The organism is Pseudarthrobacter albicanus, from assembly GCF_018224015.1.
GTDB classification, from domain to species: domain Bacteria; phylum Actinomycetota; class Actinomycetes; order Actinomycetales; family Micrococcaceae; genus Arthrobacter; species Arthrobacter albicanus.
This window is the reverse complement of sequence record NZ_JAGPOT010000120.1, coordinates 1-14,199: the sequence shown is the minus strand read 5'-3', so window position 1 is coordinate 14,199 and position 14,199 is coordinate 1. Positions and strand designations below refer to the sequence as shown.

Annotated in this window: 17 protein-coding genes; 3 read left to right on the top strand and 14 right to left on the bottom strand. The window is 68.3% G+C overall.

Features of this window, described 5'->3' with window-relative positions; genetic code table 11:
- The 7 genes from J9611_RS20000 to J9611_RS19970 all read right to left on the bottom strand — a co-directional run.
- Positions 1 to 629 (bottom strand): enolase-like domain-containing protein (locus J9611_RS20000; RefSeq protein ID WP_504741946.1); only part of this gene is annotated, 629 nt, incomplete at its 3' end.
- Positions 630 to 689: 60 nt separating this feature from the next.
- Positions 690 to 1,727, bottom strand: coding sequence for a sugar kinase (locus tag J9611_RS19995; protein WP_307857166.1), 1,038 nt, complete (start codon positions 1,725 to 1,727; stop codon positions 690 to 692).
- Entirely contained in the window at positions 1,724 to 2,416 is a 693-nt protein-coding gene (locus J9611_RS19990; protein ID WP_246528095.1) for a bifunctional 4-hydroxy-2-oxoglutarate aldolase/2-dehydro-3-deoxy-phosphogluconate aldolase, read from the bottom strand. Before J9611_RS19990 ends, J9611_RS19995 begins: the two co-directional genes overlap by 4 nt.
- Positions 2,417 to 2,421: 5 nt before the next feature.
- Positions 2,422 to 3,570: a galactonate dehydratase gene (gene dgoD, locus J9611_RS19985; RefSeq protein WP_211882820.1), complete on the bottom strand. Its 1,149-nt coding sequence runs from the start codon at positions 3,568 to 3,570 to the stop codon at positions 2,422 to 2,424.
- A gap of 9 nt (positions 3,571 to 3,579) precedes the next feature.
- Positions 3,580 to 4,461, bottom strand: a complete 882-nt coding sequence (locus J9611_RS19980) for a carbohydrate ABC transporter permease (protein ID WP_211882818.1) — start codon at positions 4,459 to 4,461, stop codon at positions 3,580 to 3,582.
- Complete coding sequence (locus J9611_RS19975) at positions 4,458 to 5,411, bottom strand: carbohydrate ABC transporter permease (protein ID WP_246528094.1); 954 nt, start codon at positions 5,409 to 5,411, stop codon at positions 4,458 to 4,460. Before J9611_RS19975 ends, J9611_RS19980 begins: the two co-directional genes overlap by 4 nt.
- Positions 5,412 to 5,520: 109 nt before the next feature.
- Entirely contained in the window at positions 5,521 to 6,810 is a 1,290-nt protein-coding gene (locus J9611_RS19970; RefSeq protein ID WP_211882816.1) for an ABC transporter substrate-binding protein, read from the bottom strand.
- Between the two features lie 138 nt (positions 6,811 to 6,948).
- On the opposite strand from J9611_RS19970, the gene J9611_RS19965 reads away from it, so the two are divergent.
- Entirely contained in the window at positions 6,949 to 7,692 is a 744-nt protein-coding gene (locus tag J9611_RS19965) for a FadR/GntR family transcriptional regulator (protein ID WP_211882814.1), read from the top strand.
- A 13-nt stretch (positions 7,693 to 7,705) separates the two neighbouring features.
- Here the strand turns inward: J9611_RS19965 and J9611_RS19960 are convergent, their stop codons facing one another.
- Together J9611_RS19960 and J9611_RS19955 are read right to left on the bottom strand one after the other, a co-directional pair.
- Positions 7,706 to 8,578, bottom strand: coding sequence for an NAD-dependent epimerase/dehydratase family protein (locus J9611_RS19960; protein ID WP_211882812.1), 873 nt, complete (start codon positions 8,576 to 8,578; stop codon positions 7,706 to 7,708).
- Positions 8,579 to 8,595: 17 nt separating this feature from the next.
- Positions 8,596 to 9,948: a phosphoribosyltransferase family protein gene (locus tag J9611_RS19955; protein ID WP_211882810.1), complete on the bottom strand. Its 1,353-nt coding sequence runs from the start codon at positions 9,946 to 9,948 to the stop codon at positions 8,596 to 8,598.
- Positions 9,949 to 10,358: 410 nt separating this feature from the next.
- On the opposite strand from J9611_RS19955, the gene J9611_RS19950 reads away from it, so the two are divergent.
- The gene (locus tag J9611_RS19950; RefSeq protein WP_246528093.1) at positions 10,359 to 10,634 is read left to right on the top strand and encodes a hypothetical protein; all 276 of its coding nucleotides are present in this window, start codon (positions 10,359 to 10,361) and stop codon (positions 10,632 to 10,634) included.
- A gap of 130 nt (positions 10,635 to 10,764) precedes the next feature.
- On the opposite strand, the gene J9611_RS19945 is transcribed toward J9611_RS19950, so the two are convergent.
- Both J9611_RS19945 and J9611_RS19940 read right to left on the bottom strand, forming a co-directional pair.
- The gene (locus J9611_RS19945; RefSeq protein WP_211882808.1) at positions 10,765 to 11,577 is read right to left on the bottom strand and encodes an alpha/beta fold hydrolase; all 813 of its coding nucleotides are present in this window, start codon (positions 11,575 to 11,577) and stop codon (positions 10,765 to 10,767) included.
- Between the two features lie 19 nt (positions 11,578 to 11,596).
- Entirely contained in the window at positions 11,597 to 11,806 is a 210-nt protein-coding gene (locus J9611_RS19940; protein ID WP_211882806.1) for a hypothetical protein, read from the bottom strand.
- Positions 11,807 to 12,047: 241 nt separating this feature from the next.
- Between J9611_RS19940 and J9611_RS19935 the strand changes: the two genes are divergently transcribed.
- Positions 12,048 to 12,287: a hypothetical protein gene (locus tag J9611_RS19935; protein ID WP_211882804.1), complete on the top strand. Its 240-nt coding sequence runs from the start codon at positions 12,048 to 12,050 to the stop codon at positions 12,285 to 12,287.
- A 60-nt stretch (positions 12,288 to 12,347) separates the two neighbouring features.
- Here the strand turns inward: J9611_RS19935 and J9611_RS19930 are convergent, their stop codons facing one another.
- From J9611_RS19930 to J9611_RS19920, 3 genes are all read right to left on the bottom strand, one after another.
- Positions 12,348 to 12,767 carry a VOC family protein gene (locus tag J9611_RS19930; RefSeq protein ID WP_211882802.1) on the bottom strand — a complete coding sequence of 140 codons (420 nt, stop codon included), beginning with the start codon at positions 12,765 to 12,767 and terminating at the stop codon, positions 12,348 to 12,350.
- A 199-nt stretch (positions 12,768 to 12,966) separates the two neighbouring features.
- A complete protein-coding gene (locus tag J9611_RS19925) occupies positions 12,967 to 13,533 on the bottom strand; it encodes a type 1 glutamine amidotransferase domain-containing protein (RefSeq protein ID WP_211882800.1) in 567 nt (188 codons plus the stop codon).
- Positions 13,534 to 13,590: 57 nt separating this feature from the next.
- Positions 13,591 to 13,830, bottom strand: a complete 240-nt coding sequence (locus J9611_RS19920; RefSeq protein ID WP_246528092.1) for a hypothetical protein — start codon at positions 13,828 to 13,830, stop codon at positions 13,591 to 13,593.
- Positions 13,831 to 14,199 lie beyond the last annotated feature (369 nt).

Here is a 14,199-nt window from a genome sequence, read left to right as displayed (position 1 = left end):
GGGCCGAACTCGTTCCGGACGGCCTCGAACACCGACGGCAGGTGCCGCAGGTAGGCCCGGGTGTCCCAGTCCTCCTCCTGCGGGAACGCGCCGCGGCCGGCGGGCTCGTAATCGTAGCGTTCCCCGGAGGCCTGGGCCTGCGCGGCGACGCCGTAGACGGCCTTGATGCCGGGGACGGCCGTCTGGATCCGCACCGACTTGTAGCCCAGGTCCAGGTGCTCCCGGACCGAATCGAACAGCGACGGAAGGTCCGAGCCGGAGGCGTGCCCGTAGGCGCGCAGCCCGTTCCGGGACGCCCCGCCGAGCAGCTGGTACACCGGCATGTTCGCGACCTTGCCCTTGATGTCCCACAGCGCCATGTCCACGGCGGCGATCGCGGCCATCGTCACCGGCCCGCGGCGCCAGTACGAACTGCGGTACAGGAACTGCCAGGTGTCCTCGATCCGGTGCGGGTCCTTGCCGATCAGCAGCTGCGCGACGTGCTCCTTCAGGTACGCGGCGACGGCCAGTTCACGCCCGTTCAGGGTCGCGTCGCCGATCCCGGTGACGCCGTCCTCCGTCGTGATCCGGAGGGTGACGAAGTTACGGGAGGGGCTGGTCACGAAGACTTCCGCGGCAATGATTTTCACGGCAGTTCCTTTCAAAAATGGACAGTGTCGGGCTGGGGATTGGAGCGAAGGAGAACCGCGCTAGCGCTGCGTCGTTCCGCTTCGCGTGGTTCCGAGCAGCGCGAGCTCCCCGGAGCGGGGCAGGCCTTCCCAGTCTCCGGCGGTGCTGACGGCGAACGCCCCCGCGAGGATGCCACGCTGCAGGCGTCCGGCAACGTCCTCGCCGTCGAGCAGCGCGGAAAGGTAGCCGGCGGTGAAGGCGTCCCCGGCCCCCACGGTATCGATGCTGGTCACGGGGACGGCGGGCGCTTCCCAGCGCCCGTCGGCGGTGTGGACGCCCGCTCCTGCGGCTCCGCGCTTGACCACGACTTCCTTGACGCCGCGCTCCAGGAGCCGGGCGGCCATGGCCGCCTCGGCGGCGTCGGAGTTCCCCGGACCGCCGGCTTCCCCGGCGTCAGAGCCGGCGTCGGAGTCCGCCGGAGCGTCCGGCGCGGAGGCAACCAGGCCGAGCTCGTCATCGGAGGCGATCAGGATGCTGGCGTGCCGGGCGAGCGGGGTGAGCACGGCGCGCGCCTCGTCCCGGGACCACAGCTTGCCGCGGTAGTTGACGTCGAGGGAGACCACCATGCCCTCTCCGGCGGCGCGTTCGGCCGCGTACTCCACGGCCCGGCGCGACTCGGGGCTGAGGGCGGCGGTGATGCCGGTCAGGTGCAAAACCCGGGCCCCTGCCCCGGCTCCTGCGACGGCACCGAAGGCGCGTTCCACGTCGTCGCGGCCGAGAGTGGATCCTGCGGAACCCGCGCGGTAGTAGAAGGCCCGGGTGACGTCCCCCGTGCGCTGCTCGAGGAACATCACCCCGGTGCTGCGGGCGGCGTCTTCCCGGTGCTGCACGCCGATGCCCTCGGAGCGCAGCTGCCGCAGGATGAACTGGCCGTGCGGGTCGTCGCCCACAACGCCGGCCCAGGTGACGCTGTGCCCGAGCCGTGCGACGCCGACGGCCACGTTCGATTCCGCCCCGGCCACGTGCATGGCCAGGCTGCCGCCGGCGGACAGCGGCCCGGCGGACCGCAGCGACACCATCGCCTCCCCGAAGGTCAGAAGGTCGACGCCGGCGGTCACGAGAGCTTCGCTTCCAGCCGGGTCGCTTCCACCCGGTGTGTCCCGGCCCGCTCGTCCGCGAGGGCCACGAAGGCCCGCGCGCGTTCCCGGAGCGCGCCGAGGTCCCCGCCGGAGGCGGCGTCCCCGATCAGCGGGCCGCCCGGCCCCACGGCGATGGCCCCGGCCGCCCAGAACGCGGGGGCCTCGGCGAGGCCCACCCCGCCGACGGCGATGAACGGGATCTGCGGGAACGGATCGCGCAGGGCTTTCAGGTAGGACGGTCCGCCGACGGAGGCGGGAAAAAGCTTGACGGCGGTGGCGCCGCGGGTCATGGCCTGGTATGCCTCGGTGGGCGTCAGGGCGCCCGCGAGCACCGGCAGCCCGAGGCCGGCCCCGACGTCGATCGACTCGGCCAGCGCCGGGGTGACGATGAACTGGCCGCCGGCGGCGACGACGTCGTGCACGTCCCGGGCGGTCAGCACCGTGCCGGCGCCCACCAGGCAGCCCTCCGGGGCGGCGTCGCGGATCCGCCGGATGGCGGCGAGCGCGTCCGGCGTCGTCAGGGCGACTTCCACGTAGCGGAAGCCCTCCGCCATGACGGCGAGGGCGGCGAGGGCCGCGGCGGGGCCGTCGGTCCCGCGGACGATCGCCACGAGCCTGGACTCCTTGAGCCCGTGCAGGAACTTCTCAGGGGTGTTTCCGGGGGTCATGTCGTTCACCATTCTGCGTAGGATCCGTCGGGGTGGCGCCAGACCGGGCCCCGCCAGGCGTGGCCGCGCTTGTCGGCGGCGCGGACCACGGCCTCGTCGATCTCGATTCCGAGGCCAGGGCCGGTGAGCCGTTCGATGTGGCCGTCCACGAACTTCAGCGGGGACTTGTCCACCACGTAGTCCAGGACCTCGGCGCCCTGGTTGTAGTGGATCCCGATGCTCTGCTCCTGGATCAGGAAGTTGGTCGTCGCGAAGCCCACCTGCAGGCAGGCCGCCAGCGCCAGCGGGCCCAGCGGGCAGTGCGGGGCGAGCTGGACCTCGTAGATTTCGGCGAGCGAGGCGATCTTGCGGACCTCGGTGATGCCGCCGGCGTGCGAGAGGTCCGGCTGCGCCACGGCGATGCCAGCCTGCAGCGCGGGCAGGAATTCCTGCCTGCTGTACAGCCGCTCGCCGGTGGAGACCGGCGTCGTGGTGGAGGAGGTGAACTCGCGCAGCAGGTGGGTGTTTTCCGGGACCACGGGCTCTTCCAGGAAGAAGGGCCGGTACGGTTCCAGCAGCGGCGCCACCCGCCGGGCATTGGCCAGGCTGAAGCGGCCATGGAAGTCCACTGCCACGTCGCGGTGGTCCCCGAGGACCTCGCGGGCGGCGGCGACGCGGCGGACGACGCCGTCGAGCTCCGCGACGGAGGCGACGGGGCTCATCCGGCCGCTGGCGTTCATCTTGACGGCGGTGAGCCCGGCCTCCAGCTGCGCGCTGATCTGGTCGGCCACCTCGTTGGGCTCGTCCCCGCCCACCCAGCCGTACATCCGGATCCGGTCGCGGACGTGGCCGCCCAGGAGCTGGTGCACCGGGGTGTTGAAGTGCTTGCCGGCGATGTCCCAGAGGGCCTGGTCCAGGCCGGACACGGCGCTGGCGAGGATGGGGCCGCCGCGGTAGAAGGAGCCCTTGGTCATCACCTGCCAGTGGTCCTCGATCCGGAGCGCGTCGTTGCCGATCAGCAGCTCCGAAAGCTGGCCGACGGCGGTGCGCACCGTTTCGCTGCGGCCCTCGCAGCTCGCCTCGCCCCAGCCGACGATCCCGCTGTCCGTCTCGATCCGGACAAACAGCCACCGCGGGGCGACGAGGAAGGTTTCGATCCTGCTGATGAGTGTCATGGGTGTGGCCTAGCCCTTGGTCGCGCCGGCGGTCATGCCGGAGACGATGTACTTCTGCGTGAAGAGCGCAATGATCATGATCGGGATGGTGACCACGGTGGCGGCCGCCATGAGTCCGCCCCAGTCGATGCTGGCGTAGGAGACGAAGTCGAAGATCGCGACCGGCAGGGTCTTGGTCTTGGAGCCCGAGAGCACCAGGGCGAACATGAAGTTGTTCCAGGAGAAGATGAAGGACAGGATGCCCGCGGTGGCGATGCCGGCGACGGACAGCGGCAGCGTGATGCGCTGGAAGGCGCCGATCGGGGTCAGCCCGTCCACCTGGGCCGACTCCTCCAGCTCCAGCGGCATCGAATCGAAGTAGCTCATCATGATGTAGACGATCAGCGGCAGCGAGACAAACATGTGGCTGAGGATCAGCACCTCGAAGCCGCCGACCATTTTCAGGTTGGAGAACACGTAGTACCAGGGCACCAGCAGCGAGACGCCCGGGATGACGCGGGCCATCAGGACCACCAGGGCCGAGCGGTGCATCGTGAAGCGGCTCATCGCGTAGGCGGCCGGCACGCCCAGGACCAGCGACAGTGCCGTGGCGACGAAGGCCACCCAGAAGCTGTTGAAGATGAAGACGAGGTAGTTGTTGCGCTGCAGGACGTTCGCGTAGTTCTCCCACGTGGGCGTGAAGAGGAACGACTTGCCGGTGTCGTAGATGTCGACGTTGGTCTTCAACGAGGCGAGGAACATCCAGAATAGCGGGGCGACGAGGAACAGCACGACGGCGGCCAGCGCGGCGACGCGGAAGACCTTGTAGGCGCGGGTGGCCAGCGGCTTCCGGCGGCGCGGGGCCGGCGGGGTTGCGGCCGCGGCGGTTTTGGTTTGGGTCAGGACGGTCATTTGCTTACCGCTTTCTTGCGCATGGTCAGCAGCCACATGGAGCCGACGATGATCATGAAGAACAGGATCAGCACCGCGGAGGACAGCCCGTACTGGTTGTAGTCGAAGCTCAGGCCGTAGGCGTAGACGTTGAGCGTCTCCACCTCGTGGAAGGATCCGCCGCCCTTGCCCTTGGTGGCGTAGAGGATGTCGAATGTCTTCAGGGCGTCGATGCCGCGGAGCAGGATCGCGACGATCACGGTGGGCATCATGAGCGGCAGGGTGATGTAGAAGAAGCGCTGGACGGCGTTGGCGCCGTCCATCCGCGCCGCCTCGTCCGGCTCCTCGGACAGGGAGGTCAGGCCGGCGAGCAGGATCAGCACCACCATCGGGGTCCACTGCCACACGTCCATGAAGATCGTGGTGCCCAGCGCCGTGTCCTGGCCGGAGAGCCAGGGCTGGGCGGGGATGCCGACCATGCCGAGCAGCTGGTTGACGAAGCCGATGTTGGGGTCGAAGATCAGCCGCCACATCATGCCCACGGCCACGGGAGTGGCGACGAGCGGCATCAGGATGGCCACGCGCACCCACTTTTCGCCGCGGAAGGGCCGCCACAGCAGGAGCGCGATGCCCATGCCGAGCACGACTTCGCAGGCCAGGGCGACGCCGGTGAAGGACAGGGTGCGCCCGACGGCGGGCCAGAAGCGTTCGGCGTCGGACAGGACCGTGAGGTAGTTCTGCAGGCCGACGAACTCGGACGCGGCGCGGACCGAGCCCTGCGAATCGGTCAGGCTCAGGTACAGGGTCCAGGCCAGGGGGAAGACGATCAGGACGCCGACGAAGACCATCGCGGGGGCCGCGAAGAGCCATTTGCGGTGCCGGTTGGCCCAGGCGGAGAAGTTCTCACGCGCACCGGGAGGGCGGCCGGCGCGGCGCGAGTGCGTGCTGCGGGGAGGAGTCAGTACAGACATGGTTCACCTAAGGAGTTGGGGGTGAAGTGAAGAGCCGGCCCGGCGGGACGGCAGCAGGGCCGCCGTCCCGCCGGGCTGTTTAGTACTCTGGCGCGTAGCGCGCCGGGCGCTATTTCTTTTCGCCGTCCAGGAACGTCTGGAAGGCCGCGTGGGCCGTGTCGGCGGCGGCGGAAGCGTCCGCGCCGGTGATGGTGGCCACGATCGGGCCGCCGACGATCTCGCGGGCCTTGCCTACCGTGACAACCTCGGGCCGGTCGTGGCCGACGCCGTTCTTGGCGCTGGCGGCGATGGCCTCGGCCAGGTCCTTCGGGTAGGTGGAGGTTCCGGCAGGGTCGGCCCAGACGGAGGCGCGGGGTCCGGGGACACCGGCCTTCTGTGCGGCCAGGGTGCGTTCCTTGCTGGTGGCCCACTGGATGAACTTCCAGGCGTTGTCCTGGTTGGTGGAGGCCTGGTTGACGGCGAGGCCCCAGGACGGGATGTTGTACGGCTTGGAGCCTGCCGGACCGGCGGGCAGCGCGGCGAAGCCGACCGTGTCGGCAACCTTGGACTTGGCCGGATCGGTGGCGTTCTTGTAGAGCGAGTCGGCCTCGGTGTAGAAGGCGGCCTTGCCCTGGGTGAAGATCGCCATCGCCTCGGGCCAGCTCATGTCGGTGCTGACGTTCTTGGGACCGTAGTTCTTGATCAGGCCGCCGTAGTACGCGTAGGCCTGCTTGGCGGCGTCGGAGCTGACGGCTGACTTGCCGCCGGCATCGGTGAAGTCGCCGCCGAAGCTGTACAGGAAGCTGGAGAACTGGGTGACGGCGGCGGACTTGCCGGTGCGGGCCACGAAGCCGGCGGTGTCCGGCGAGGAAGCGGAGATTGCCTTGGCCGCGGCCTGGAGCTCGTCCATGGTCTTGGGAACCTCGATACCGGCGGCCTGCAGCAGGTCCTTGCGGTAGTAGAGCACCTCGCGTTCGGTGATGATCGGCACGCCGACGACCTTGCCGTCGGCGGTGCTGGCCTTGACCGGGCCGTCCTGGTAGTCCTTCCAGTCCCAGCCGGCGTCCTGGGACACCTTGGACGTCAGGTCCGCGAGATAGCCGTTCTTCGCGAAGGCCTTGCCCTCCTGCAGCGGGCGGTACATCATCACGTCGATCTCGTCGCTGCCGGCGTTGAGCTTGACGTTGTACTGGTCCGAGAGCTGGTCTTCGCCGAGCTGGGTGAGCTCGACCTTGAGTCCGGTGGACTTCTCGAATTCCGGAATGGCCGCCTTGATGCCCTCGGTCCAGACGTGGTTGGCAAGGGTGACCCGGACGGTCCCCGAGGCCTTGGCGTCGCCGCTCCCGCCACCGCAGGCCGTCAGGCCCAGTGACAGGGCCGCGGCGACCGCCGCATACTTCACAATTGCATGTCGCTTCATTACGACTCCCCTGTTTTTTGGGGCCGGACACGACGTCCGGCCGACTGCAAATGCGTCTTCACATCTGCTCTGGAAGCGATCATAGGGAAATAAAGCATACTTAAACAACCCCTTGTGGCGCTTCGGTATGATTTATTTATGAAAACCCCAAAGGCGGGGTCCACAACGGACCTGCACTCGGTGCTTGTCCAGAATCTGGGGCTCGCCATGGCCGAGGGGACCCTGGCTGCCAATTCGATCCTGCGCCTGGATGAACTCGAAACCCGCTACGACGTCTCCCGGTCTGTGGTCAGGGAGGCCACCCGTGTGCTGAGTTCCATGGGAATGCTGGAGTCCCGGCGGCGGCTGGGCACGGTGGTGCAGCCCGACGACTGCTGGAACCTCTATGATCCCCAGGTCATCCGCTGGCGGCTGGCTTCGTCCAAGAGGCTCGAACAGCTGCGGGCACTCAATGAGCTCCGTGGCGCAATCGAACCACAGGCTGCCCGGCTTGCCGCCGCGCGCGCGTCCTGGGATGCCGGCAGTGACCTCGTGTCCCAGGCCGCGAGACTTTGGGCAGCAGGCCAGCGCGGGGACCAGGAGGAGTTCCTCCGGCTGGACATAGAGTTCCATGGGGCCGTGCTCAAGGCTTCCGGGAACCCGATGTTTTCGCAGCTGCAGAATCTGGTCGCGGAGGTCCTGACCGGGCGCACCGAGCATGGCCTGACGCCCCACCTCCCCCACCATGAGGCGCTGCAGCTTCATGTCGATGTGGCCAGCGCCATCCAGCGCGGCGAGGCAAATGCCGCCCACGCGGCCATGAGCAGGATCGTCGAACAGTCCACCGAGGAAATGGGCACCATCTGGTCCCGCCACCAGCAAGGGGCGACGGCGGAGCCGTAGACAGTGGGCGGTGTCAGTCTTCGGTGGGTGTGGTGCGGTTCGAGTGGTAGTGCCGCCAGCTGTGCTCGGGTGCGTAACCCAGGAGCCGTTTGGCCTTGTCGATCGAGAGCAGGGTCTCGTGCTCGCCCAGTTCCTTGACCACCGTGACGTTCGGGAACACTTCCGCGGCGAGGCTGGCGCTGGAACGGCCCATCACGGTGTCCCCATTGGCGATGATGAACGCCTCGAACCCCGGCTTGCCGCGCTCCAGGGCGCGGGCCACCGCCTGGGCGCCGTCCCGCCCGTCGATGTAGCCCCACAGGTTCCACTTGCGCAGCGCCGCGTCGGCGTCGAAGGAGGGGAACTCCTCGTAGTCGGCCGGGTCCATCACGTTGGAGAACCGCAGGCCCGTGATGCTCAGTTCCGGGTCCCAGCGGGTGAGCTGGACCGCCAGCTGCTCCTCGAGGTGCTTGACCAGCGAGTAGGTGCTTTCCGGCCGGGCCGGGTATTCCTCGTCGACCGGGAGGTAGGGAGGGTCGACGTCGAACGGCAGTCCCAGCACCGTCTCGCTGGAGGCGTAGACAATCTTCTTGATCCCGGCCCGCCGGGCCGCCTGGAACACGTTGTAGGTGGACTGCATGTTGTTCTCGAAGGTGGCGGCGTCCGGGGCGAGCCCGGGGGCCGGGATCGCGGCAAGATGCACGACGGCGTCGAAGCCGGTGTGCCGGTCGTCCAGGCCCAGGAAAACGTCGACGACCGCCCCGTAGTTGCGCAGGTCCAGCTGCACGAAGCCGGGCCCGCGCTCGCCGGTACGGTCCAGGTTGGTGACCCGGTGGCCGTCCTCGGTGAGCCTGCGGACAACGCTCTGCCCCAGTTTTCCGCTTCCTCCGGTCACTGCAATTCTCATCAGGATCTCCCCTGTCATCATCCGGGCACGGGCTCGGCCGAGGCCATCAGGTACCGCTTGAACCAGTCCCTCGCGAGGATGGCCGCCGCGGCCAGCGTGCCGGGTTCCTCGAACAGGTGGGTGGCGCCCTGGACCACGGCCAGCTGGTTGGGGCAGCGCAGCATGGCCTTGGCCCGCCGGTTGAGCTCCAGGACCTGGTAGTCGAGGCTGCCCACGATCATCAGGGTCGGCGCGCTCACAGCCGAAAGCCGGGGTCCGGCGAGATCCGGGCGGCCGCCGCGGGAGACGACGGCGGCGATCCGTGCGGCGGGTTCGGAGGCGGCCCACAGCGCAGCGCCGGCGCCCGTGCTGGCGCCGAAGTAGCCGACCTCGCAGGAGGCGGTGTCGGTCCGGGCTGCGAGCCAGTCCGTGGCCGAGGACAGCCGGCGTGCGAGAAGCTCGATATCGAAGACGTTGGCGCGGTTGTGCTCCTCACCGGGCGTCAACAGGTCCAGGAGCAAGGTGCCGAGCCCCGCCTTTTGCAGGACGGAAGCCACGAACCGGTTCCGCGGGCTGTGGCGGCTGCTGCCGCTGCCGTGGGCGAACAGCACCACGGCCGTGGCCGGAACCGGAAGATGGAGCTGTCCCTGGAGCCGGACGCCCCGGGACGGGATCTCCACCTCCTCGTCGGATTCGACGGGGTCGGCGGCCTCGGCCGCGCCGGCCCGGCGCGACGCTGCCGGGGAATCCCGGAGGCGCTTCGCCGCGAGGTCGAGCAGCGCCAGCACCTCGTCGTCTTCGGTCGGCGAGAAGTCACGGTAGTGGTAGCCGACGGCGGTGAACTGCCGGGGCGTCGCCAGGCAGACCAGCTCGTCCGGTTCGGCCAGGGCCGCGAGGGTATCTGCCGGCGCCACCGGCACGGCCAGGACCACCCTTGCGGCGCCGAGCTTCCGGGCTATCCGGCAGGCCACCCGGGCGGTGGAGCCGGTGGCGATCCCGTCGTCGACGATCACCGCGATGCGTCCGGTGAGGTCCTCCCGGCCCCGGCCCTTGCGGAACCGGGCCACCCTTTTCTCCAGCACGGCGCGCTCATGATCCTCGACGGACTGCAGCTCCTGCTCCGTTACCCTGGAGTGGGTCAGGACCTGGTCATCCAGCACCCGCACCCCGCCCTCCCCGATGGCGCCCATGGCGAGCTCGGGCTGGTACGGAAGTCCGAGCTTCCGCACGATGATCACGTCCAGGGGCGCGTCCAGGGCTGCCGCCACCTCGAAGGCTACCGGCACGCCGCCGCGGGGAAGGCCCAGGACCACGGTGTCCTGGCCCCGCAGTTCCGCCAGGCGCCGGCCCAGTTGCCGGCCCGCGTCAACCCTGTCTTCAAAAATGCTCATTGCCGTGGCTTTCCAGTCGGGAAGTCGGCCAGTGGCCTCGTCAGCACCGCATGCTGCACTCCGCATGCTGCACTCCGCGGGCTGCACTGCGGGCGGCACCGCAAGCTGCAGTGCGGGAATGGACCTCATGGCCGCTCCCTCCAACTATCCGCCGGACACCCTGGCGGGGCGAGGGCCTTTGTGCCCGGTTTTGCGCCTTCGCATCGGGCTCTGGCATGCAGGCTCTGGCGTGCAGGATCCATTCGGAAGGTTAACTTACGGCTCAGCGTACGTCCTCACGCTGAACCATTCATGAGCCGGCGCCGCCGGGAGGACCGGAGCGGACGCAGGCCTTCCTCTTGCTACTAACTTGCCGGGAACTTTCGCGGAACGGTAGACGGTTCTGGAAGTGACGGGTTGAATGTGGATCAGTGCAAAAAGCACTGCCGGCCCAGCCGATGCCGCATGGCTTCGGCTGGTTAGCGAAGGAGCAAAGGACGATGGCGGGAATTGAAGACCATTTTGACAAGGCTTACCACGGCAAGTCCGTCGACGAACTTGCCGCATCCCCAGTGGACGCGCTCAAGGGTGTGACAGAGGCTGACGGCGAGCATTTGAAGGCCGCCTTCGGCATCAAGACTGTGAAGGACCTGGGAACGAACAAGTTCTTCCTGTGGGCCCAGGATGTGGCCAAGCAAGCCAAATAGCGACGGCCGCTGGGCGTGGTGGGCCCTTGGCCCCCGGCCGGAGGCCAAGGCCCACCACGCTCCCACGAAGAAATTGCGGCCAGCGGGTCAACCGCAACTTCAACCGGCCAGCCCCGCCGTTCTGCCACCGTCAGGGAGCGGCCGGAACTCCGGCGAAGGACGTGATGGCCTCTGCCACCTCGACGGCACGGTTATGCTGCACGACGTGCCCCGTCCCCGGGATTTCCAGCAACTGCCCGGTCTTGGCCCGTCCGGCCAGCCGGCGGGACCAGTCCGCACCGGCCACCGGATCCTTGGCGCCGCGCAGCACCAGGACCGGCGCCGTGACGCCGGTGATCCGTTCTTCCGTGGGATAGTCCATCATCACCCGCAGGGTCTTGAGGTACCAGGAGGGGCCGCAGCGCAGGTAGTCGGTGAAGACGAGGGCATTCGCGGACGGGCTTTCGAAGAACAGGCTGTCGTAGCCGAGGGCGAGCGCCTGCTGGGCCACGGTGCGGCGCTTCGGATCCACGACCGGTCCCATCAGCACCAGCTGCCGAATCCGCTCCGGCTGCTGGAGTGCCGCCTGAATGGCGAACTGGGTGCCCATCGAGTGGCCCACGAGCACGAAGTCCAGGACGCCGAGCTGCTCCAGGGCACCCAGGATGTACGTGGCGTGATCAGCCACGCTCAGGGTGTGATCAGGCCGCGGGGTGGAGCCGAAGCCGGGCAGGTCAACCGAGTAGGTGTCCACCGTCTCCGCCAGCACGCCGTGGAGCCGGCCAAGGTAGCGGTGCGAGACACCGATGCCGTGTACCAGCACGACGGCGGGGCGGGGCGTCCCGCCAGCGGGCCCGCCGTCGGTACCTGAATGCTGGTTTTCCTGCAGGCCGGCCGCCGGACGCACCGAGGCGAAGACATGGCCGAGGTGGCCTGCGGCCTCGAAGCGGACGGGCCCGCTCATGGGAACTCGTTTCTGCCGGCTAGGCGTCCCGTTTGTCCCGTTCGCTGAATTCCTCATCGAGGTCATAGTGCCGGAACTCGGTTTCCGGGTTCGGTTCACCGTCGGCAACGTATTCGTAGTCAAGCTGGCGCTGGACCTGGCTGTCGAGAACCTGCAGTTCCCTGTCCTCGACCTTGCTCAGGTCGTCGGGAAAATCGTCGTCGGGTGTGAGGTGCAGCTTCTCGGTCATGGGTCGCCTCTCTGGGCCGGGAAGTTTGGTCTCGATCAGAGGTGTCCGAGGCATTCAGGATAGCCCCCGCCCGCAGGCAGGGGAAGCAGACACGGGAATACGGCAGTGGCTGCCGCGCCTCAAGGAGTGGATATAAAACAACCGAAGGACGGGTGGATCCTGTACGGACGGGAGGCGTAGCGGTATCTTGGGCGGACCAGTGCCCCGGGCGGGGCCGGATCAAATAAGCCGGGAGGGATCGATGGGCGCCGAAGCGAAGGACCCGGAAGAGATCGTGAAGGACGGGGTCGAGGGGCGGGCCCGGGCTGTGCCGCGGGAGGAGGAGGCCGGCCGGGCGTCCGGGACGCCGCCGTCGGACCCGGACGCCGGCCAGGACGCCCGAGCCTCCGGCGACACCCGGAAGGTGCCGGGCCCGGCCGGGGAGCAGGACGAGGAAACGGGCGATGACCGGGGCCTCACCACGGACGCGAGCCCGGACTGAAACCCGGACTGAAGCCCGGAGCGGTGGTCCGCGGCCCCGGGCTCCGACCCGCCGTGGCGCCTAGCTTGCCGTGGCCGCGATGTTGACCAGCCAGTCCACCCCGAACTTGTCCTTGCACATGCCGAAGGTATCGCCCCAGGGCGCCTTCTCCAGCGGCATCGCGATGGTGCCGCCCGCGGCCAGTTTGTCGAAATAGCCGCGGAGTTCGGCCTCGTCGGAGCCGGAGCCGCTGAGGGACACGGAGAAGTTGGTGCCGGGCGTGTAGTCCATGCTGTTGGGCGTGTCCGCCCCCATCAGCACCAGGCCGTTTTCCGTGGTCAGCATGGCATGCATGATCTTGTCCTGCTCGGCCGCATCGTCGCTGGCATGGTATTCGCCGAAGGTGCTCAGGGCCAGGTCGCCGCCGAAGACGCTCTGGTAGAAGGTCATGGCTTCCTTCGCGTTGTCGCGGAAACCAAGGTAGGGGTTGAGCGTGGTCATATAGGGACTCCTTGCAGCTGGGGCGCCGGCCCGGGCGCCAGGTTACGGCGGAGGCAGCGGCGCACTCTTACAGGGCATATCCTGCCCCATAAAGGCCAGCCTTGGTAGGCCTGATGCCTGCGGCAGGCGGGACAGGGCCGACGCCGGCACGTACCGCCGTCGGTCCCTTTCCGCTTGTTTCGCTCCGTTCCGCCCGTGCTCAGGCCGTCTGGCCGGCGTGTCCGCCTTCTTCGATCTCCTCCAGCATCTTGTCGTTGAAGGCCGGGAGGTCGTGCGGGTTCCGGCTGGTCACCAGGCCCTGGTCCACCACCACTTCCTCATCCGTCCAGTTGGCCCCCGCGTTCAACAGGTCCGTCCGGAGCGTGTGGTACGAGGTCATGTTCCGGCCCTGGACCACGCCGGCATCGATCAGCAGCCACGGTCCATGGCAGATCGAGGCAACCGGCTTGTGCTGTTCAAAGAAGGCCCGGGCAAACGCCTGGGCGCCCTTGTCCACCCGGAGATGGTCCGCGTTCACGACGCCGCCCGGGATGACCAGCGCGTCGAAGTCTGCCGCGTTGGCCTCGGCCACCGGGAGGTCGACGGCGAAGGTCTCACCTTTCTCCGTGCCGGCGTAGCCCTGCAGCTTCCCGCTCTTGGGAGATACCAGGACGGGCTGTCCGCCGGCCTCCTTCACGGCGTTCCACGGGCTGGTCAGCTCGACCTGTTCCACGCCGTCGGTCAGCAGGAACGCGACCTTCTTGCCCGCAATGTTGTGCTCTGACATGTGTCCTCCTCTGTTCCGGGGCAGGGGGATATCAGGACGGCTGCGCCGCCCGTGCGCCTACCCGACGGGGTCCGGGGCGCCAGGCTCGCCGGCGTCGGGATGATCGGATGGATGCTTGGCACGCGCTTCCAGCAGATGATGTTCCAGCTTCTCTTCGGCATCCCGGCGACGTTGACCGACGATGCGCATCTGCTGGGTGATGGGACTGCCAAAACCGTCCAGATGCCCGGATGACACCGTCTTCATCTGCCCGGTGACGGGAGACGAAGTAACTCCAAGTTCAGTATTTTCGCCCATATATGAATGATCCCACCGCGCCGAACGGCTGAAAAGATTCATCCCGCACCCGAAGCGGGACGTGGTCGGGACGGTGCAGCGGCGGCCCCGGCGGGTTCGAATTTCCCGCCCGGGCCGCCTACCCCGGCTTCAACCGCGTCACTGCGTGACCGCACCGCCGTGGTACTTCTACACATACCCATCGTCAGGCCGGCCGAGAAGGGCCGTAGGACCTGTTTGCCCCACACCCTGGTCCGGCAGCCCAGGCTCCCTCAACTAGGAGAGCGCTGAACAAGGGGCAATCCGGAGATGGGATACGGCTTCCGGGCCGCTCTTCGGAGCTTTGGGCGGCCCGCTGACGGCCTGGGAATGAGAGGCCGGGGCCCGGGA